The sequence below is a fragment of the Brevibacterium sp. Mu109 genome (assembly GCF_900169375.1).
Classification (GTDB): domain Bacteria; phylum Actinomycetota; class Actinomycetes; order Actinomycetales; family Brevibacteriaceae; genus Brevibacterium; species Brevibacterium yomogidense_A.
The window spans coordinates 1-19,786 of the sequence record NZ_FXZF01000004.1; the positions used below are offsets into that span (position 1 = coordinate 1).

The 19,786-nt window shown below is 69.8% G+C and carries 16 protein-coding genes; 2 read left to right on the plus strand and 14 right to left on the minus strand.

Annotation, left to right across the window (positions count from 1 at the left end; translation table 11 throughout):
• Positions 1 to 194 (plus strand): hypothetical protein (locus BSP109_RS17455; protein ID WP_219618494.1); only part of this gene is annotated, 194 nt, incomplete at its 5' end.
• 264 nt (positions 195 to 458) lie between these two features.
• Here the strand turns inward: BSP109_RS17455 and BSP109_RS03285 are convergent.
• The 10 genes from BSP109_RS03285 to argC form a co-directional block, all read right to left on the minus strand.
• On the minus strand, positions 459 to 1,469 hold the full coding sequence (locus tag BSP109_RS03285) for a CPBP family intramembrane glutamic endopeptidase (RefSeq protein WP_087008348.1): 1,011 nt from the start codon (positions 1,467 to 1,469) through the stop codon (positions 459 to 461).
• Between the two features lie 12 nt (positions 1,470 to 1,481).
• Positions 1,482 to 2,771: a tyrosine--tRNA ligase gene (gene tyrS / locus BSP109_RS03290; RefSeq protein ID WP_087008346.1), complete on the minus strand. Its 1,290-nt coding sequence runs from the start codon at positions 2,769 to 2,771 to the stop codon at positions 1,482 to 1,484.
• Positions 2,772 to 3,067: 296 nt separating this feature from the next.
• On the minus strand, positions 3,068 to 4,468 hold the full coding sequence (argH, locus tag BSP109_RS03295; protein ID WP_180959603.1) for an argininosuccinate lyase: 1,401 nt from the start codon (positions 4,466 to 4,468) through the stop codon (positions 3,068 to 3,070).
• 71 nt (positions 4,469 to 4,539) lie between these two features.
• Positions 4,540 to 5,754, minus strand: a complete 1,215-nt coding sequence (locus tag BSP109_RS03300; RefSeq protein WP_087008344.1) for an argininosuccinate synthase — start codon at positions 5,752 to 5,754, stop codon at positions 4,540 to 4,542.
• A 99-nt stretch (positions 5,755 to 5,853) separates the two neighbouring features.
• The gene (gene argR, locus BSP109_RS03305) at positions 5,854 to 6,390 is read right to left on the minus strand and encodes an arginine repressor (protein ID WP_087008342.1); all 537 of its coding nucleotides are present in this window, start codon (positions 6,388 to 6,390) and stop codon (positions 5,854 to 5,856) included.
• The gene (gene argF, locus BSP109_RS03310; RefSeq protein ID WP_101599371.1) at positions 6,372 to 7,307 is read right to left on the minus strand and encodes an ornithine carbamoyltransferase; all 936 of its coding nucleotides are present in this window, start codon (positions 7,305 to 7,307) and stop codon (positions 6,372 to 6,374) included. Before argF ends, argR begins: the two co-directional genes overlap by 19 nt.
• Entirely contained in the window at positions 7,304 to 8,551 is a 1,248-nt protein-coding gene (locus BSP109_RS03315; RefSeq protein WP_257944534.1) for an acetylornithine transaminase, read from the minus strand. Before BSP109_RS03315 ends, argF begins: the two co-directional genes overlap by 4 nt.
• Positions 8,548 to 9,528, minus strand: coding sequence for an acetylglutamate kinase (argB, locus tag BSP109_RS03320; RefSeq protein ID WP_101599372.1), 981 nt, complete (start codon positions 9,526 to 9,528; stop codon positions 8,548 to 8,550). Before argB ends, BSP109_RS03315 begins: the two co-directional genes overlap by 4 nt.
• On the minus strand, positions 9,525 to 10,697 hold the full coding sequence (argJ, locus tag BSP109_RS03325) for a bifunctional glutamate N-acetyltransferase/amino-acid acetyltransferase ArgJ (RefSeq protein ID WP_101599373.1): 1,173 nt from the start codon (positions 10,695 to 10,697) through the stop codon (positions 9,525 to 9,527). Before argJ ends, argB begins: the two co-directional genes overlap by 4 nt.
• Positions 10,694 to 11,788: an N-acetyl-gamma-glutamyl-phosphate reductase gene (gene argC, locus BSP109_RS03330; RefSeq protein WP_101599374.1), complete on the minus strand. Its 1,095-nt coding sequence runs from the start codon at positions 11,786 to 11,788 to the stop codon at positions 10,694 to 10,696. The genes argJ and argC overlap by 4 nt, the downstream gene beginning before the upstream one ends.
• Positions 11,789 to 11,994: 206 nt before the next feature.
• Here argC and BSP109_RS03335 point away from each other — a divergent pair, with 206 nt between their 5' ends.
• Positions 11,995 to 12,975 carry a quinone oxidoreductase gene (locus tag BSP109_RS03335; RefSeq protein ID WP_101599375.1) on the plus strand — a complete coding sequence of 327 codons (981 nt, stop codon included), beginning with the start codon at positions 11,995 to 11,997 and terminating at the stop codon, positions 12,973 to 12,975.
• A 103-nt stretch (positions 12,976 to 13,078) separates the two neighbouring features.
• Here BSP109_RS03335 and BSP109_RS03340 read toward each other — a convergent pair whose 3' ends face one another.
• The 4 genes from BSP109_RS03340 to pheS all read right to left on the minus strand — a co-directional run bounded on the left by BSP109_RS03340 (position 13,079) and on the right by pheS (position 19,655).
• Positions 13,079 to 15,100 carry an AarF/ABC1/UbiB kinase family protein gene (locus BSP109_RS03340; RefSeq protein WP_101599376.1) on the minus strand — a complete coding sequence of 674 codons (2,022 nt, stop codon included), beginning with the start codon at positions 15,098 to 15,100 and terminating at the stop codon, positions 13,079 to 13,081.
• Between the two features lie 66 nt (positions 15,101 to 15,166).
• Complete coding sequence (locus tag BSP109_RS03345; RefSeq protein ID WP_101599377.1) at positions 15,167 to 16,060, minus strand: SDR family oxidoreductase; 894 nt, start codon at positions 16,058 to 16,060, stop codon at positions 15,167 to 15,169.
• Complete coding sequence (gene pheT / locus BSP109_RS03350) at positions 16,057 to 18,591, minus strand: phenylalanine--tRNA ligase subunit beta (protein WP_101599378.1); 2,535 nt, start codon at positions 18,589 to 18,591, stop codon at positions 16,057 to 16,059. Before pheT ends, BSP109_RS03345 begins: the two co-directional genes overlap by 4 nt.
• Positions 18,591 to 19,655 (minus strand): phenylalanine--tRNA ligase subunit alpha, encoded by a 1,065-nt coding sequence (gene pheS, locus BSP109_RS03355; protein WP_087008320.1) that lies wholly within the window; start codon positions 19,653 to 19,655, stop codon positions 18,591 to 18,593. Before pheS ends, pheT begins: the two co-directional genes overlap by 1 nt.
• Positions 19,656 to 19,786 lie beyond the last annotated feature (131 nt).

The window sequence follows — 19,786 nt, forward strand, 5'->3', positions numbered from 1 at the left end:
CCCAGCAAATAAATAACTGGCATCATCAAAAACAAACAAACACGCTATTGAGTTCTCAAAGAACAGACACACAAACCGATCCAACCAGACACAAACAACGCCCAGCCCTCACCGAAAGGTGCTCTCCATATAATCGTTACAGCCAAACCGCTCACCCGGATATTCACGCACCGTTTCCGCTGCGTTCTCCCTGACGAACGAGTTGTAACTCTATCCCCACCCGAACCAGCTCCGCAAATCACCTTTACGTGATCCGCGTCACACCCCCGGAGACGCTGCGAAACCGCCGCGATCCAGAACCTCGAGTGGATGTTGCCGACTGCCGTTCCAGTGGTACCAGGCGACTGCGGTTCGTATGCGACCGGCCGTCCTGTTCTCTTCGGTGTTCCCGTCGAGCAACAGATGTAAATCTATGCCACGACCAGCGGACAGCGCAACTCGGAACGCGGTGTCACCGGTCACACCTGCGTCTTCAGGCGCCGGGAGCGCATCAGAGTCCCGCACAGGACCGCGCCGGCGAGCCCGAAGACGACCCATCCCGCGACGCCCAACGGACCAGCAGTCGCACCGTCGACGTCAGGACTGGCAGACACGAGCAGGTACAGGCCGGCCGCCGCATTCAGCGCGCCGTGCGCGACGATCGCAGGCCAGACGGAGCCTCCGCGGATCCGCAGCCAGGAGAACCAGGCGCCGACGCAGATGCTGCCGGTGATCATGAGGAGCAGTCCGTCGATCCCTGGACGCGAGAAGTTGTAACCCAGGAGGATGACAGGAGCGTGCCACAGTCCCCAGACCGCGCCGGACAGGGCGACTGCGGCGGGGATCCCGGTCAGCCGGACGAGACGGGGAAGCATGTATCCGCGCCACCCGATCTCCTCCCCTGCCGCGAACAGACCGTTCGGCATGACGGCGGCGACCGGTATCGCCACCACCTGGATGAGGACCAGCACCGCTGCCGGAATGCCTGCCGCGGTCGCGGACTCCGCGAGCAGGGGGAAGGACCAGTCCGGTTCGAGCAGGCCGAAGAGGATCGCGACCGCCACGCTGAGCATCACGAGCAGCACGGTCACGACGATCGCCGCGGCGCTCCAGAGGAGAGCGGTGACGGCAGGGTGTCGCCTCTGCTCCGCTCCCCGCCGCGGGGCGAGTCCGAGCTCCGCGAACATCGGCCGGAAGCGGATCCCGTCGACCCACCGCACTGCGATCCACGCAGCGAGCGCCGGGGTGAGCATCATCGCGGACGGGAAGACCTGGAGCATGAGCTGCCGCATGAGCTGCTCCGGCGAGGGAGCAGCGGTGGGGTCCGCCCCGAGCGAGTCCGACCCTGCGGCCTCACCGGCAGTGCGGGAACCGTAGACGGGTTCTCCGCCGACGACGATCCACAACGGGATCATCACGGCCCACCCGAGTACCAGAGCCGTGGTCGTGAAGACGAGGAGTCCGCGCAGGTCGGTCCTCTTCGACGCCACCGTCGACTCCGCTCAGCTGTTGACGATCGACAGCGCGCCCAGCGTCTTCTTGCCGCGGCGCAGGACGATGACGCCGGAGCCGCCGGCGTCAAGGACATCAGCCTGGGTGACGACGGCGTCCTCGCCCTCCACCTTCGCGTTGTTGACGTAGGCCCCGCCCTCACGCACGGCACGGCGTCCGTCCGACTTGGACTTGACGATCCCTGCCAGTGCCAGAGCGTCCGCGACGGGCACTCCGTCTTCCAGCTGCGCCGCCGTCACCTCTCCGCGCGGCAGCTCCGCCGTCGCCGCGGCCAGCGCCGATCCGTCGATGCCGCGCAGCTCACCGCCGCGGAACAGCGCGTCTGCGGCGGCGAATGCCTGCTTCGCCTGCTCGTCACCGTGGACCATCGCCGTGATCTCTTCAGCGAGTGCCTTCTGGGCGATCCGAGTGTGCGGTGCCTCCTCGAAGCGGACACGGATGTCCTCGATCTCCTCGAGCGACCGGAAGGAGAACACATGGAGGTACTTCACGACGTCGCGGTCATCCGCGTTGAGCCAGAACTGGCTGAACGCGTACGGGCTGGTGAGTGCCGGGTCCAGCCACACGGTGCCGGATTCGGTCTTGCCGAACTTGGTGCCGTCCGCCTTCGTGATGAGGGGCGTCGCCAGTGCATGGACGGTCTTGTGCTCCACGCGGCGGATCAGATCCGCGCCGGATGTCAGGTTGCCCCACTGGTCCGATCCGCCAGTCTGCAGTGTGATGCCGTGGCGGCGGTTCAGCTCGAGGAAGTCATTGCCCTGGAGGATCTGGTAGGAGAACTCCGTGAAGGAGATCCCGTGCTCGCTGTTCAGCCGGGTGGCGACCGTCTCCTTGGCCAGCATCCGGTTGAGCGAGAAGTGCTTGCCGATGTCCCGGAGGAAGTCCAGCGCCGTGAGGCTGCCGGTCCAGTCCAGGTTGTTGACCATCTGCGCGGCGACCGGGCCGTCGAAGTCGAGGAACCGTTCGATCTGCCCGCGGATGCTGTCGACCCAGCCGTCGACGACCTCGCGCGGGTTGAGCGTCCGCTCCCCCGACATCCGCGGGTCGCCGATGAGTCCCGTCGCGCCGCCCACCAGCGCGAACGGCTGATGTCCGGCCTCCTGCAGGCGCTTCGCGGTGAGGATCTGGACGAGATTGCCCATGTGCAGGCTGGGGGCGGTGGGATCGAAGCCCACATAGAACCGGACCGTCTCCTCGGTGAGCGCCCTGCGCAGCGCGTCTTCGTCGGTGGACAGCGCCACGAGATTCCTGGCCTGCAGCTCGCTGAGGATGTCAGTCACAGCATTCCTTCCTTCACAGTCGCCTTCCGCCCCTGCAGCCGATTCCCGGCCGGGTCGCAGTCGCGCGCCGCCCAACAGTGTAACCGTCCCGCACGCATCCGCCGGTCACCATCCTGCCCCTCGCCGTGCGGCCCGGCGCAGGCGAACGAAGCAGGCGAACGGCGCAGACGAACGAGGCTGCCGTCGAGGGCAGACGGACGAGGGCCGACCACGGCCGAGGTCGTCGTCACCGCTGCGGTGCGATCCCCGGCCGTGGTCGGCCCCGTGCCTGCCACCAGGCGGACGCTGCTCCCTGCTCAGCGGAGTCGCTGACCGGCGAACTCCCGCAGGCGAGCCGCCTCGGTCCGCGCGTTCTCCAGCTGACGGGCGACGGCGCTGCGAGCCGTCCCGCCCTTGGCGCTGCGGGAGTCGATCGAGCCGTGCGTCGTGAGCACATCGCGCACTGCCGGGGTGAAGTGCTCGGAGATCCCCGCGTAGTCGTCGTCGGTGAGATCCCACAGCTCGACCCCGCGGCCCTCCGCGAGGCGGACGGCCTCGCCGGACAGCTCGTGCGCGACGCGGAACGGCACGCCCTCGCGGACCAGCCACTCTGCCACATCGGTCGCGAGCGCGAATCCCCGCGGCGCCAGATGCTCCATCCGCTCGACGTCGAACACCAGGGTGGAGACCATCCCGGTGAACGCGGGCAGGAGCAGTTCGAGCGTGTCCGTCGCGTCGAACACCGGCTCCTTGTCCTCCTGGAGATCCCGGTTGTAGGCCAGCGGCATCGCCTTGAGCGTCGCGAGCAGGCCCGTGAGATCACCGATGAGGCGACCCGACTTCCCTCGCGTGAGCTCCGCGACGTCGGGGTTCTTCTTCTGCGGCATGATCGACGAGCCCGTGGAGAAGGCGTCGTCGAGGGTGACGAACGAGAACTCCTTCGTCGCCCACAGGATGATCTCCTCGCTCAGGCGCGACAGGTCGACGCCGATCATCGCGGCGACGAACGCATACTCCGCGAACACGTCGCGGGAGGCCGTTCCGTCGATCGAGTTCTCGACCGAGTCGACGAAGCCCAGCTCCTCCGCGACCGCCTGCGGGTCGAGGCCCAGCGACGACCCGGCGAGCGCTCCCGACCCGTACGGAGACACGGCGAGGCGCTGATCGAGGTCGACCAGTCGGGCGACGTCCCGCAGCAGCGGCCACGCATGCGCGAGCAGGTGGTGGGCCAGCAGGACCGGCTGTGCGTGCTGGAGGTGCGTCCGGCCGGGCATGGACGCCTCGGGGTGTGACGCGGCCTGCGCGATCAGGGCCTCGACCGTGTCCAGGAGCAGTCCCGCGACGACCCGCGAGTGGTCGCGCAGGTACATCCGCCCGAACGTCGCGATCTGGTCGTTGCGCGATCGGCCCGCGCGCAGGCGACCGCCCAGCTCCGGCCCCGCGATCTCCATGAGACCGCGCTCCATCGCGGAGTGCACGTCCTCGTCGTCCTGCGCGGGCAGGAACTCACCCGCGACGACCCGGCGCTCGAGCTCGTCGAGCGCCTCGATCATCCCGGTGAGGTCCCTCTCGCCCAGCAGCCCCGCGCGGGACAGCACGCGGGCGTGGGCGCGGGAGGCGGCGAGGTCGTAGCGGGCCAGCCGCCAGTCGAAGTCCGTCGACTTCGACAGCTGGGCCAGTGCATCCGCAGGCCCGGTCGCGAACCGGCCGCCCCACAGGGCGACCCGTTCGCCGTCGCCCTGCCCCGCGCCGGCGCCGGCGCCGGTGTGCGAGACCTTCTGCTCCTCGCTCACTTCAGCTTGTCCTGGCCGAACCGCACGTCGCGGGCCGCAGCCTGCTTGGACGAGAGGCCGTAGATGTCGATGAAGCCGCGGGCCGCGGACTGGTCGAAGGTCTGGCCCTCGTCGTAGGTGGCGAGGCCGAAGTCGTAGAGCGACGAATCGGAGCGGCGGCCCTCGACGGTCGCGCGACCGCCGTGCAGCACCATCCGGATCTCTCCGCTGACGTACTGCTGCGAGTCCTCGATGAACGAGTCGAGGTTCTGCTTGAGCGGGGAGAACCACTGGCCGTCGTACACCAGCTCGGTCCACCGCTGCTCGACCGTCTTCTTGAAGCGGGCCTGCTCGCGCTCGAGCGTGATGTTCTCCAGCTCGCGGTGCGCGGCGATGAGGGTCATCGCGCCCGGGGCCTCGTACACCTCGCGCGACTTGATGCCCACGAGGCGGTCCTCGACGATGTCGATGCGTCCGATGCCCTGTGCGCCTGCGCGCTGGTTCAGTTCCACGATCGCCTCGAGCGGCGTGACCGCGCGGCCGTCGATCTTCACCGGGATGCCCTTCTCGAAGGTGATCGTCACCTCGTCCGCCGGCGGCGGGAAGGCCGGGTCGTCGGTGTACTCGTAGACGTCCTTCGTGGGGCTGTTCCAGATGTCCTCGAGGAAGCCGGTCTCCACGGCGCGTCCCCACACGTTCTGGTCGACGGAGAAGGGGTTCGTCTTGGTCGTGACGATCGGCAGCTGGTTGCGCTCCGCGTACTCGATCGCGGCCTCGCGCGTGAGCGCCAGGTCGCGGACCGGGGCGATGCACTTGAGGTCCGGGGCGAGCGAGGTCAGGGAGACCTCGAAGCGGACCTGGTCGTTGCCCTTGCCCGTGCAGCCGTGGGCCACGGTCGTGGCACCGAACTGGCGGGCTGCGCGGACCAGGTGCTTCGCGATGATCGGGCGGGACAGCGCGGACACGTTGGGGTAGGCGTCCATGTACAGCGTGTTGGCCTTGAGGCCCGCCATGCAGTACTCCTCCGCGAACTCATCGCGGGCGTCCGCCACGTACGCCTCGACGGCACCGCAGTCCAGGGCGCGCTGGCGGATGGTCTCGAGGTCCTCTCCGTCCTGGCCGACGTCGACGGCCATGGCCACGACCTCGGCGCCGGTGGCTTCGTGGATCCAGCCGATCGCGACAGAGGTGTCGAGTCCGCCCGAGTAGGCGAGGACGATCCGTTCGGTCATGAGGGTTCTCCTTGTGTCTCGTGTGCGCCGCCCGCGGGCGGCGTGCTGTGATTGAAGTCTGCGGCATCGTGGGCGCGTGCGCGCGCCCGGGTGGTCAGTTCAGTGTGCCTGGGTCGCGGCGGGTCCCGCGACCTCGTGCCCGGCCAGTTCGAGGAAGAGCCGTGCGATCCGCTCTCCGCCCGCCTCCGCGGATGCGATGACGAGCACGGTGTCGTCCCCCGCGATCGTCCCGAGGACGCCCGTGAGGACGGATCGGTCGATGGCACTCGCCAGGTACTGGGCCGCGCCGGGAGGCGTGCGGAGGACGACGAGGCTGTCTGAGTGGACGGCACTCACGAGCACCTCCTCCAGCAGCCGCTGCAGGCGGGCGTCGAAGACGTCCTCCCCCTGCGCGGAGAAGAGGGTGCCCCTGTCGCCGCCTTCGCCGGGCACGGCGTACACCGCGCCCGAGGCCCCCCGCACCTTGACGGCCCCGATCTCCCCCAGGTCGCGGGAGAGGGTGGCCTGCGTGACCGTCACGCCCATCGCGGCCAGGCGGGTGGCGAGCTCGGACTGCGACGCGATCGTCTGCCGCTCGATGAGCGAGACGATGAGCTGCTGGCGCGCAGTCTTCGTGGTCAGTTGCTCAGCAGCCACGTGAGCAGCGCCTTCTGTGCGTGGAGCCGGTTCTCGGCCTCATCGAACACGACGGAGGCCGGCCCGTCGATCACGGACGCCGCGACCTCCTTGCCCCGGTAGGCCGGCAGGCAGTGGAGGAAGATCGGGTCGCGGCCCAGGCTCATGAGCTCATCCGTCACCTGGAACCGTGCAAACGGCGAACCGCTGTCGTCGCGCCCGGTGGAATCCTGTCCCATCGACACCCAGGTGTCGGTGACCAGGACGTCCGCATCCTGAGCGGCGGCGAGCGGGTCCTCCGTGACCGTGAGCGTCCCGCCCGTGCGCCGGCCCAGGGCCCGGGCCTCGGCGACGACGTGGTCCGCCGGCTGGTAGCCGGCGGGGGCGGCGATGCGCACGTGCATGCCCGCATTCACACCGCCCAGCGCATACGAGTTGGCCATGTTGTTCGCGCCGTCCCCGTAGTAGCTCATCGTCAGGCCTGCGAGTCCGTTGCCCTCTCCCGTGCCGCGGTGCTCGCGGATGGTCACGAGGTCGGCCAGGATCTGGCAGGGGTGGTAGTCGTCGGACAGGGCGTTGACGACGGGCACCGACGCGTGCTCAGCCATCTGCTCGAGGCCGGACTGCGCGAACGTGCGCCACACGATCGCGGACACCATGCGGTCGAGCACGCGAGCGGTGTCCGGGATGGACTCCTTGTGCCCCAGCTGGCTCTCCCCGGGGTTGATGATGAGCGGGGACCCTCCCAGCTGGCTCACGCCCGCCGCGAAGCTCACCCGGGTGCGGGTCGAGGTCTTGTCGAAGAACACCGCGACGGTCTGCGGACCCTCGAGGGGCCGCATCGAGTACGGAGCGGCCTTGAGCTCCTCCGCGAGGTCGAGGACCTCGGTGAGCTCGTCCGGCGAGAGGTCCGTGTCCTTGAGGAAGTGGCGGGTCATGCTGCTCCTTCGGCACCCGCGCCGCTGTGGGCGGCGGAGGCGATGATGCCGGGCAGCGCGTCCGCGAAGCCCAGCAGCTGGTCGTCGGTGATGATGAGGGGCGGTGCGAGGCGCAGGCGGGTCGGGGTCACGGGATTCACGATCCAGCCCGCTTCCAGCGCCGCGTCTGCGACGGCCTTCGCGTTCCCGTCGCGCAGCTCCATGCCGATGAGCAGGCCCGCGCCCGTCACCTCGGTGATCTGGGGCAGTGCGGCGAGCGTGCTCCGCGCCCGTGCTCCCAGGTCCGCCGCGTGTGCGAGCAGTTCCTGCTCCTGGACGGTGGTGAGGACTGCCAGGCCGACCGCGGTGGCGAGCGGGTTGCCGGAGAATGTCGAGCCGTGCTGCCCGGGCTGCAGGAGCTGGGTGATCCGCTCCCCGAACGTGAGTGTCGCACCGATCGGCATGCCGCCGCCCAGGCCCTTGGCGAGCGTGACGACATCGGGGGTGATGCCCTCGCCGATCTCCGACTGCTGGAAGGCGAACCACGATCCGGTCCGTCCGATCCCCGTCTGCACCTCGTCGAGCACGAGCAGCGCGCCGACGGCGTCCGTCGCCTCACGCGCGGCGCGCATGTACCCCGCAGGGTGGCGGCGCACGCCCGACTCCCCCTGGATCGGCTCGAGGACGACGGCCGCCGTGTCCGCGTCGACCGCCGCGCGCAGTGCCGCCTCGTCGCCGAACGGGACGTGGACGACGCCGGGCACCCCGGGGTCGAACGGTTCGCGGTAGGCGGCCTTCGCCGTGAGCGCGAGAGCGCCCATCGTCCGGCCGTGGAACGACCCCTCGACCGCGACGATCTTCGACCGCCCGGTGCGCCGGGTGATCTTGAGTGCCGCTTCGTTCGCCTCGGCTCCCGAGTTGGAGAAGTAGACGCTCGAGCCCGACGGGGCCTGCGCGAGTGCGAGGACCCGTTCGGCCAGCGCAATCTGGGGCGGGGACGCGAAGAAGTTCGAGATGTGCCCCAGCGTGGACGCCTGGTCGGTGAGTGCCCCGACGACAGCGGAGTGCGCATGGCCGAGCGCATTCACGGCGATGCCGGCGAGCAGGTCGACGTACTCCCTGCCCGCCTCGTCCCAGACGCGGACGCCCTCTCCGCGGACCAGCAGCCGCTGGGGCCTCCCCAGTGCGGGGAGGATCGCCGCTTCGTGGTGCGAGCGCCACTCGCTCGTGTCGGTCATCATGCCCGTGCCCTTCGTCTCAGTCATGCGTGGCCTCCGATGGACTTCTCCAGTGCGTCCGGATCCGCGCTCACCATCGTGCCGATCCCCTCGGTCGTGAAGACCTCGAGGAGGATCGAGTGCGCGACCCGGCCGTCGACGATGTGGGCGTGTCCCACACCGGCCTCCACGGCTTCGAGCGCTGCGGTCATCTTGGGGATCATCCCGGAGTCCAGGCGGGGCAGCAGGTCCCGCAGCTCGTCGGTCGAGATCTGCGAGATGAGGCTGTCCGTGTCCGGCCAGTTCCGGTAGAGGCCCGCCACGTCGGTGAGCATGACGAGCTTGTCAGCCTGCATGTGCCGGGCGATGGCGGCCGCGGCGAGGTCCGCGTTGATGTTGAGCGGCTTCCCCGGCTCTCCCCCCACCTCACCGGCGATCGAGCACACGACGGGCACCCGTCCGGCATCGAGCAGCTCGTGGAGGAGATCGGTCGATACCTTCTCGATCGTCCCGACCCGGCCCAGCTCGACGGGTTCGCCGTCGATGAGCACCTGCGCGGGCCGGGCGAGCAGGAGGTCCCCGTCCTCACCGGACAGCCCGACGGCCGAGCTGCCGTTCTGGTTGATGCGCGCGACGATGTCGCGGTTCACGTGCCCCGACAGGACCATGCGCGCCACGTGGGCGGCCTCGTCGCTGGTGACCCGCTGGCCGGCGCGGAACTCGCTCTCGATGCCCAGTCGGTCGAGCATCGCGGAGATCTGCGGGCCCCCGCCGTGGACGACGATCGGACGGAGCCCGGCGAACCGCAGGAACGCGATGTCGTCGGCGAAGGCCTGCTGCAGCTCCGGGCTGACCATGGCGTTGCCGCCGTACTTGATGACGATCGTCGCACCCGCGAACGTCTTGATCCAGGGCAGCGCCTCGGTGAGCACGTCGGCCTTCGCCTGTGCCTGGGCGAGCCGCTGCGCGGGCGTGGTGCCGGATGCGGCGCCGGGTGCGGTGGAGTCCTCTGTCGTATCGCTCATGTCGAGTATGCGCTGTTCTCTTCGACGTAGTCATGGGTGAGGTCGGAGGTCCACACGGTTCCCGTGTGGGCGCCGGACTTCAGGTCGATGTCGACGCTCACCTCACGGGTGAAGACGACGGAATCCGGGTCCTGGTCCGGTGTCGAATCGGTGCACACCCGCACTCCATTGATGGTCACGTCGATGCGTGCGGGGTCGAACGCCGCATCGGTCGTCCCGACCTGGGCGACGACACGGCCCCAGTTGGGGTCCTCGCCGAAGATCGCGGCCTTGAAGAGGTTCGACCGGGCGACGGAACGGCTCACGGTGACGGCGTCGGCGACACTCGCCGCGCCGCTCGTCGTGATCGCGATGTCGTGGTGGGCGCCCTCCGCGTCGACGTGCAGCTGACGCATGAGATCGAGGCACGCATCCGTGAGCAGGGCGGTGAAGGACTCCTCGTCCGGCACTGCGCCGGATGCTCCGGAGCCCATGAGGACGACGGTGTCGTTCGTCGACATGCAGCCGTCCGTGTCGAGGCGATCGAAGCTGTGCGCGGTCGCATGCCGCAGGGCGCGATCGAGCACAGGCGCCGGCAGGTCGGCATCGGTCGTGAGGACGACCAGCATCGTCGCGAGCCCGGGCGCGAGCATGCCGGCGCCCTTCGCCATGCCGCCCAGGCGGTACTCCCCCGCACCGGCCGCTTCGGTCCGCTCGATCGTCTTCGCCACCGTGTCGGTGGTCATGATCGCCTCTGCGGCCGCGCGTCCCTGGTCGGCACCGTCGGCCGCCGCCTCGACGAGGGCGGGAAGACCATCGACGATCCGGTCGCGGAAGTCCTGTCCGCCCACACCGATCAGTCCGGTCGAGCAGATGAGCACGTCGTCGGCGGACGTCTCGAGCAGCTCGCCCGCCCGTGCGGCTGTGAGGCGGGACGTCTCGAAGCCGAACTCTCCCGTGTAGCAGTTCGCACCGCCGGAGTTCAGCACGACGGCGCGTGCGCGACCGTCGCTGCTCGCCCGCTCCGACCAGAGGATGGGGTTCGCCTTGCAGCGGTTCGAGGTGTACACCGCCGCCACCGCATCGGAGGGTCCGTCGTTCACGACGAGCGACAGGTCGGGTCTGCCGGAGTCCTTGAGCCCGACGGTGAGGCCTGCAGCGCGGAACCCGGACGGATGGGTGACGGTCATGGTGCGACTCCATTCAGAGGGAGGGCGAGTGCTTCATCGAGGCCGAGCGCGAGGTGGGCGGACTGGAGCGCCTGACCCGCGGTGCCGCGCACCAGGTTGTCGAGCGCCACCGACACGAGGACCGTGCCCGCCCGCTCGTCGACCGCCCACTGGACATGGGCACTGTTCGAGCCGGTGACCGAGGAGGTGCGGGGCCACTGTCCGGCCGGCAGCACCGTGATGAACGGTTCGTCTGCGTAGGCCGCATCGAAGGCCCTCCCGATGGCGTCCGGGAGATCGGCGACCGATCCGGTCGTGGCCAGAGGTGCGGAGAGGGTCGCGTGGATACCGCGCACGACGGGCACGAGGGTGGGTGTGAACGCGATGCGGACCCCTCCGGCGTGCTGGGCATCCGTGCCGATGCCGAGCACTCCCGCGAGGTTCTGCTCGATCTCCGGCACGTGCCGATGGGTCCCGGCCTGACCGTAGGAGCTCACGTCGCCGATGATCTCGCCGCCCAGGAGGTGCGGCTTCATCGCCTTCCCCGCTCCGGACACGCCGTTCGCCAGCGTCGCCGTCAACCGGGTCGGATCGATGAGACCCGCCTGCACGAGCGGCTGGAAGCCCAGCGTGACCGCGGTGACGTTGCATCCGGGCACGGCGATGCGCGTCGCGTCGCGGAGGACCTCACGCTGCTTCGGTCCGTCCGCACGAAGGAGTTCCGGCAGGCCGTAGTCCCAGCTGCCCTGGTGCTCGCTGCCGTAGAACTCGACCCATGCGGCGGCATCTGTGAGGCGGTGATCGGCCGCGAGGTCCAGGATCAGGGTCCCCGGGCTCGTCGCCTCCAGTTCCGCGGCGATCGCTCCGGACGCACCGTGCGGCAGCGCGAGGACGACGACATCGTGTCCGGCCAGCGCCTCGGCGGTGGAGGGCTGGATCTCCATGTGCGCGAACGAGACCAGATGCGGCTGGTGGGTTCCCAGGAGATCGCCCGCGGTCGAATGCCCCGCGACCGTCGTCACCCGCAGCTGCGGATGGCCGGACAGCAGGCGGAGGACCTCGCCGCCGGCGAAGCCGGTCGCACCGGAGACCGCGACAGTGTATTCACTCATACGAATAATCATACGCCTTCCGGTGCCATCGTGCACGGCGTGCGGCTCCATCCTCACAGACGGCGCGGTTCCGGGCGATCGTCCGGCTGGCGGAAGGACGGATGCGGGCAGGTCCAGGCACGCTACGATCGCGGGGACGAAGCAGTCACGGTGCGCGCACGCGCACGATGAACCAGCGCGGAGGACGCGCGAGGAGGGGGACGACGATGGTCGCAGCGCACGGTGTGAGGGCGATGCAGGCAGGCGGACCGGAGGTCCTGGAATTCGGTGAGATCGAGGTCCCGGCGCCCGGACCCGGGGAGATCCTCGTCGAGGTGGGGGCCGCCGGCATCAACTTCATCGACACCTATCGGCGCTCCGGCGTCTACCCCATGGACTACCCCCACACGGTGGGCGTCGAGGGATCGGGGGTCGTCGCAGAGGTCGGCGAGGGCGTGACCGCCTGGAGCGCTGGTGACCGCGTCGCCTGGCACGACGGTCCGGGCTCATACGCCACCCGGGCGATCGTGCGCGCCGATATGGCGATGCGCGTGCCCGAAGGGATCGACTTCGACGTCGCCGCCGCGATTCCGCTGCAGGGGCTCACCGCGCAGTACCTGGTGACCGATTCCCACCGGATCGAGGCCGGGCAGACCGCCCTCGTCCACGCCGCGGCCGGCGGCGTGGGCCTGCTCCTCATCCAGCTGATCAAGCACCTCGGCGGACGTGTCATCGGGACCGTGTCGACGGAGGAGAAGGCGCAGCTCGCCCGCGCTGCGGGAGCGGACGACGTGTTCCTCTACGGCGAAGGCGTCGACGTCGCCGAGACGGTGCTCGACCTGACGGACGGCCGCGGCGTGGACGTGGCCTACGACGGAGTCGGCAGGGACACGTTCGACGCGTCGCTCAAGGCAACTGCGGTGCGCGGCTCGATCGTGCTGTTCGGCGGAGCGTCCGGCCAGGTGCCCGCGTTCGACATCCAGCGGCTCAACGGCGAGGGCGGAGTCTTCCTCTCCCGCCCGTCCCTGGTCTGGTTCGTGCGCACGCCGGAGGAGCTCGCGACGCGATCGGAGATGCTGTTCGCGGGTCTGACCGACGGCTGGCTCGACTTCCGCGTCGGCCAGTCCTTCGCCCTCGCGGATGCGGCCGAGGCACACCGCGCGCTCGAGGGCCGCCTGACGACGGGGAAGGTCGTCCTCACGACCTGAGGAACGACTCCTCACCCTCAGCTCATTCCGCAACGCCTGGCGGTTGCTTCTCAGATGGCAACCCGTGCGGAGGGCACACGTCCGGCGTTGGACGTGTGCCTCGTCAGATCTCGGCGCGTCTGTCGCGCAGTGCGGGAGCCAGCACGATGGCGGCGAGCACCATGCCGCCCAGCAGCAGCCACGCGCCGAAGTACGTGAAGATCGTGAACCCCGTCGCCAGCGGCGGCCCGAAGTCGAACGCCATCATGATGACTCCCCCGAGCACCAGCGCGGTCGCCAGGACCACCTGGACCAGCTGGTCCACGACCGTGCGCACGAGGTTCCTGATGAGGTCGATGTTGAGCCCGCTCGTCCCGATGTCGAGCGTTCCGTCCTGCAGGTGCTTCACGACGCGGGACAGTTCGACGGGGAAGTTCGCGAGGACCGGTGCCGTCGCCCCCGCGTAGAGCGCGGCGTCCTGCGCGCTCCCGCGCACGTCACGGGTGCCGGCGAGCAGATCCCGGCCGTGCTCGCGGACGAGCCCCAGGAGGTCGGCGTGCGGATCGAGTCGACGCAGGCTGTCCTCCAGCGTCGTGATCGCCCGGAACGCCTGGGCGACGGCGGACGGCATCGTGAACCCGTGGGACAGGATGAATGACAGCAGCTCGCGGAAGAACCCCGATGCCGCACCGCCGAAGCCGTCCGCCGTGCCGGCCGCTGCCGACGCCACTCCCCCGTCGTAGCGCAGCATGATCTGCCCGATCTCCCGCTGCACCTGGCGCAGGTCGAGCCCAGGCGGCATGCCGAAGAGGTCGATGACCGCGTTCGTGGCCGCCAGTGAGTTCTGGCGCTCGAAGGCCAGCAGCAGCTGGAGGACGTCGCGACGGTCCCGCGAGTCCAGGCGACCCACCGCGCCGAAGTCGATGAGGCCCACGCGCGCTGCGTCCGACACCATGATGTTGCCGGCGTGGAGGTCCGCGTGGAAGACCCCGGACTCGAGCATCTGCCGCGCGACGACGACGAACAGCTGCTCCGCCGCCTCGCGACGGGCGATCATCGACAGGCCGCCGAGGACGTCCTCGCCCCGGGTGAGGGGGCGGCCCGGCATCCGCTCCATCACGATGATCTGCCGCCCCGACAGTTCGACGAACACCTCCGGGATGCGCACCAGCGAACCCGGCTGTGCGCCCAGGTCCTCCCGCATGGCGAGCGTCTGCCGGATCTCTCCGCGGTAGTCGAGCTCCTCCGCCAGCGAGTCGAGGAAGCCGCGGGCGATGTCGGTGAGGCCGATCGTCTGCGCCCAGGACGCCGTCTTCTCGAACCGCTCCGCCAACGACATGATGATGTCGGAGTCCGCGCGGACCTGCCGGCGCAGGTTGGGCCGCTGCACCTTGACGACGACTTCCTCCCCCGAGCGCAGCACCGCACGATGGACCTGCGCCACGGAGGCGGCGGCGAGCGGCTTCTCGTCGAACTCGCGGCAGACGTCCTCGATCGGACGTCCCCACTGGCGTTCGATCTCCGGCCGGATCTCCGCGAACGCGACGGCTGGCACCTCTGACTGCAGTCGCGAGAACTCCTCGACGAACTCAGCGGGGATCATGTCCGCCCGCGTCGCGACGAACTGGCCCAGCTTGACGAAGGTGACGCCGGCCGCCGCGAGCGCCTGGGCGGCCGCCTGCGCGATCTCCGTCATCGACACTCGCAGGCTGGGGATGCGGGGACGCAGGTAGCGGCGCAGGCCGAAGCGGATGAGGAGGTTCTGGATCTCTCCGATCCTCCGCAGGCGGCGATACCAGGTGGGCAGTCGCGACACGGTGCGCGCCGCCTGCGAGAACGATCCGGACGGCAGGACCAGTTCGATCGCCAGCATGACGAACAGCTGGATCGCGACGAACCAGGCGAAGATCAGCAGGAACACCATGACGGCGGGGAAGCTCATCCCCAGGAACGGGACGTCGCCGCGCTGCACGATCTCGAGCATCTCGAACGCCTGGAGCGACACGGGCCAGATCGACAGGCCCATGACGAGGGAGACCAGCGTGTTGCGCAGCGCCCCCGTGCCCACGTTGATGAGTCGACGCACGAACACGCCGACGATGACGGCATTGACGAGGCCGAGCACGATCGTCCACAGGACGTCCACGGTGCCCCCTTCCCCAGGGTCGGTCCACTCCCTGCCCGGTGCCCGCTGCGGGCACCGGCGGCAACGCTACTGCATGCGCACGGCCAGCGTGCGGAAGCCGTCGCCGAGGTCCCCCGGCGTCAGCGTGTCCGCGGCACTCTCGAGCGACTCGGGTGTGTCGACACCCGCCCGGACGTAGCGTCCGGTCCACGCGTCGAGGCGTCCCGACGCGAGGGCGAGGGCGAGCTGAACCACTGCCTGCGGCGGGGTCCAGTCGTCCCCTGTCCGGTGATCGTGCATCGGCATCGATCTCGTCATGTCGGATGCGACGACCCCGGGCGCCATCTCGAAGACGCGCAGGCCCCGGTCGTGGCCGTGGTCGACGAGCGACTGGGCCAGCCGGAACAGTCCGGCCTTGGACGCCGAGTACGCGGCGTGCGCCGTCGTGCCGGAAGCGCCCGAACCGGAGTTCAGGTCGATGATCCGCACGGGCTCGCCCGACTGCGCGGCGCTCTCCAGGAGCGTGGGCACGAGCGCACGGACCACGCGGAAGACCCCGATGAGGTTCGTCTCGATGACCGATGCCATGTCCTCTGCATCGACCTCCCAGATCGGACCTTCGCTCGCCTCCACGGTGCCGGCGTTGTTCACCAGCGTGCGCAGGGGCGCGTCCCATTCAGCGGCGACGCGGGAGACCTCGTCGGTGAAGGCGGCCACCGAGTCGGGCGCTGTGACGTCGAGCGCGATGCCCCGCACGCGCGGGGTCACCTCTGCGCCGTCGACGTGCACGCAGGATCTGTCGACGATCCCCACTGCCGCGGCCCGTGCGGAGTCTGCGGAGCGCGCGGTGACGAGGACCGGGTGCCCCGCGTCGGCGAACCCCTCCGCGAGCGCTCGTCCGATCCCGCGCGACGCGCCGGTCACGACGACGAGGCTCGAGGTGGGATCGACCGCCGGAGCGTGCTCGGTCGGTGCGGTCACGAGCGGACCTCCGCGCCGTGCTTCGTCGCCGCCGCCGTCGTCGCCGCCTCGCGCAGTCGGGAGGCCTCGTCCGCCGTCAGAGTGCGGTCCGTCGCACGGAACGTCATGCGCAGCGCCAGTGACTTGGCACCAGCGGGCACCTGGTCGCCGGTGTACACGTCGAAGACTTCGAGCGCCTCGAGCTCCTCACCGGCGGCCGAGCGCAGGGTGTCCATGAGCTCAGCTGCCGGCAGTGCCTCGTCCACGACGAGCGCGACGTCCTGACGGGACACGGGGTATGTCGACAGTGCGCCCGTCCAGTCCCGTTCGTCGGGCTGGGCGAGCAGCGCATCGAGGTCGATCTCGAAGGCCGCGGTCCGCACCGGCAGACCGAGGTTCTCGCAGACCTTCGGGTGCAGTTCGCCGGCCCAGCCGAAGACCGATCCGTCGGCCAGGGTGAACCGCGCGCACCGGCCCGGATGCCACGGAGCCCGCGCGTCGGCCTCCGCCCGGACGGTCTGGCCGTTCACAGCTGCGATCCGGTGGACCAGGTCGATCGCGTCGTGGGCGTCTGCGCGCCGTCCCCCGCCGAGCACACCGGGCAGCACGGCGTGGCCGGCGATGACGCCCGCGATGTGGTGCGGCTGTGCGGGCACGGAGCCGCGGACCCGGTTCAGTTCGAGAGCGGTGGGGTGGTAGCCGGGGGCGAATCGCGGACCAGGCTCATCCGTGGGACGGCCCCCGTGCGTCACGAGGCCGGCTTCGAACACCGCCACGTCCTTGAAGCCGCGACCGGTGTTGCGCACCACTGCGTCGACGAGGGTGGAGAGGAGCGTCGACCGCATCAGCGGGCGATCCTCGCCGAGCGGATTGGCGAGCTTCACCAGCGTCCGCCGTTCGTCGTCCTCGGGATACAGCAGGTCGTCGGCTCGTGCCTGCGAGGTGAACGGGTAGGTGAGGACCTCGGTCAGTCCGCTCGCCGCGAGCATGTTCGAGACGCGGCGGCGCGCACGCTGGGACTCGGTGAGTCCGGCACCGCCGGGAGCCTGGGGCTCGACGGAGGGGATCCGTTCGTATCCCCCGGCCCGAGCGACCTCTTCGACGAGGTCGACCGCATGGGTGAGGTCTGAGCGCCAGGTCGGGACCGTGACGCGCAGCGTGGGCGCTTCGTCGGAGGTGTCCGAGGCACGCACGGCCTCTGCGCCCACCGCGGCGAGCAGCCGGGTGACGTCGTCGACCGAGTAGTCGACTCCCACCCGCGCGGAGGGCAGATCCGCTGCGAGTTCGATGACGCGCGGCTCCGGCGCATCCCCCGCCTGCGTGGTGTCCGTGCTGAGGACGCCTCCCGCCAGCTCGACCAGGAGGTCGGCGGCCCGACGTGCGGCCGCAGGGCCTACGGCGGGGTCGACCCCGCGCTCGAATCGCTTCGCCGCTTCGCTCGGCAGCCTGTGCCGGCGTGCCGTCCGCGCGATCGACACGGGGTCGAAATGGGCGGCCTCGAGGATGACCTCGCGCGTCGTATCGGTGACCTCCAGCTCTGCCGAGCCCATGACGCCGGCGAGGCCGACGATTCGGCTGCCCTCTGCGCCGTCGCCGGCATCGGTGATGAGGAGGTCCTCCGGGTCGAGTGTCCGCGTCGCGTCGTCCAGCGTCACGAGCGTCTCCCCCGCTCTCGCCCTGCGCACGGTGAGGGGCGCCGTGAGCTTCTGCGCGTCATACGCGTGGAGCGGCTGGCCGAGCTCAAGCATCACGTAGTTCGTGATGTCCACCGTGAGGCTGATCGGCCGCATCCCGGCCTCGAGCAGGCGGCGGGCCATCCAGAACGGGGTGCGCGCCGTCGGGTCGATGCCCGTGACGGTGAGCGCGGTGAAGCGGCTGCACCCGGGTTCTCCGTGGATCGGCGACGAGTCGTCCAGGACGACGGGGAAGCCCCTGTCCGTCGGCGCATCCGTCGGGATGTCTGCGGGGTCCGTGAACGCCTGGTCCTTGAGCATCGCGTACTCGCGTGCGATCCCGCGCATGCTCAGCTGATAGCCGCGGTCCGGAGTCACGTTGACGTCGAGGGTCACCCGGTCGAGTCCCAGCAGCGCGATCGCGTCGTCTCCGGGCGCCCCGTCGAGTCCGAGCTCGGACAGCACGATGATGCCGTCGTGGTCATCGCCCAGCCCCAGTTCCCGGGATGAGCAGATCATGCCGTCGGACACGTGGCCGTACGTCTTGCGCGCCGCGATGGCGAAGTCTCCCGGGAGGACCGCACCCGGCAGCGCGGCGACGACGAGGTCGCCGGGACCGAAGTTGTGAGCGCCGCACACGATCCCCTGCGGCTGGGGCCTCCCGACGTCGACCGTGCACCAGTTGACGGTCTTGCCGTTCGAGTGCTCCTCCGGTTCGGCGGTCAGCACACGGCCCACGACCAGCGGCCCGGTCACGGACGGACCGATGTACTCCTCCTCCTCGAGCCCGATCCCGGCGAACTCGGCCGCGAGCTCGTGCGGATCGTCGACCACGGAGAGGTCGACGTGGTCGGACAGCCATTCGAGTGGAACGCGCATCAGGCATCCACCCCGAACCGTGCGGAGAAGCGGAGATCGCCCTCGACCATGTCGTGCATATCGTTGATGCCCTCCCTGAGCATGAGTGTGCGTTCGATGCCCATCCCGAAGGCGAAGCCCTGGTACTCGTCGGGGTCGATGCCCGCCGCCGCCAGCACGTTCGGATGCACCATGCCGCAGCCGCCCCACTCGATCCAGCCGGGACCGCCGACCTTCTGCGGGAACCAGAAGTCCATCTCTGCGCTGGGCTCCGTGAACGGGAAGAACGAGGGACGCAGGCGGGTCCGCGAATCCGGGCCGAACATCGCGCGCGCGAACGCATCGAGTGTGCCTTTTAGATGCGCCATCGTGAGGCCCTTGTCGATCGCGATGCCCTCGACCTGATGGAACACGGGCGTGTGCGTCGCATCCAGCTCATCGGTGCGGAAGACCTTGCCGGGGCAGACGACGTAGAGCGGGACCCCCCGCTCCAGCAGGCTGCGCGACTGGACCGGTGAGGTGTGCGTGCGCAGGACGAGGCCCGCATCGGGAGGGTCCACGAAGAAGGTGTCCTGCATCTGCCGCGCGGGGTGGTCGGGACCGAAGTTGAGTGAGTCGAAGTTGAGCCATTCGGCCTCGATCTCCGGTCCTTCGGCCACTTCCCATCCGTGCCCCACGAAGTGATCCGCGATCTGCTCCTGCAGCAGCTGGAGCGGATGACGGGCGCCCTGGGAGGTCCGAGCGGACGGGAGCGTGACGTCGATGGCCTCAGCGACCAGCACCTCGGCCTCGCGCTTCGCCTCGAGCTGCGACTGACGTTCTGCGAGCGCGCGGGACACGCGCCCGCGGGACTGACCCACGAGCTTGCCGGCGACCGCCTTGTCCGCCTTGTCCAGGGCGCCGATCCCCCGGTTGGCGAGGGCCAGCGGAGACTTGTCCCCCGTGTGCGCGATCTTCGCCGTCTTGAGCTCCTCGAGGTCACCGGCGGCGCGAAACGCCTGGAGCGCGGCGTCGACGGCCGCGGTGACCGCGGCCTCGTCGCGGGGGTCGATGGTGGTCGGATCGACGGCACTGGGCTCGGACATCGGCCTTCTCTCATGAGTGCGTGACGGACAGGACGGGCGCACGCGACGCCGTGGAACAGTCTAGCCCCGCAGGTCAGTGCGCAGCACGGGGACCGGGTCTGCTCCGGTGGGGTCCCCGCAGAGGTGCCGGC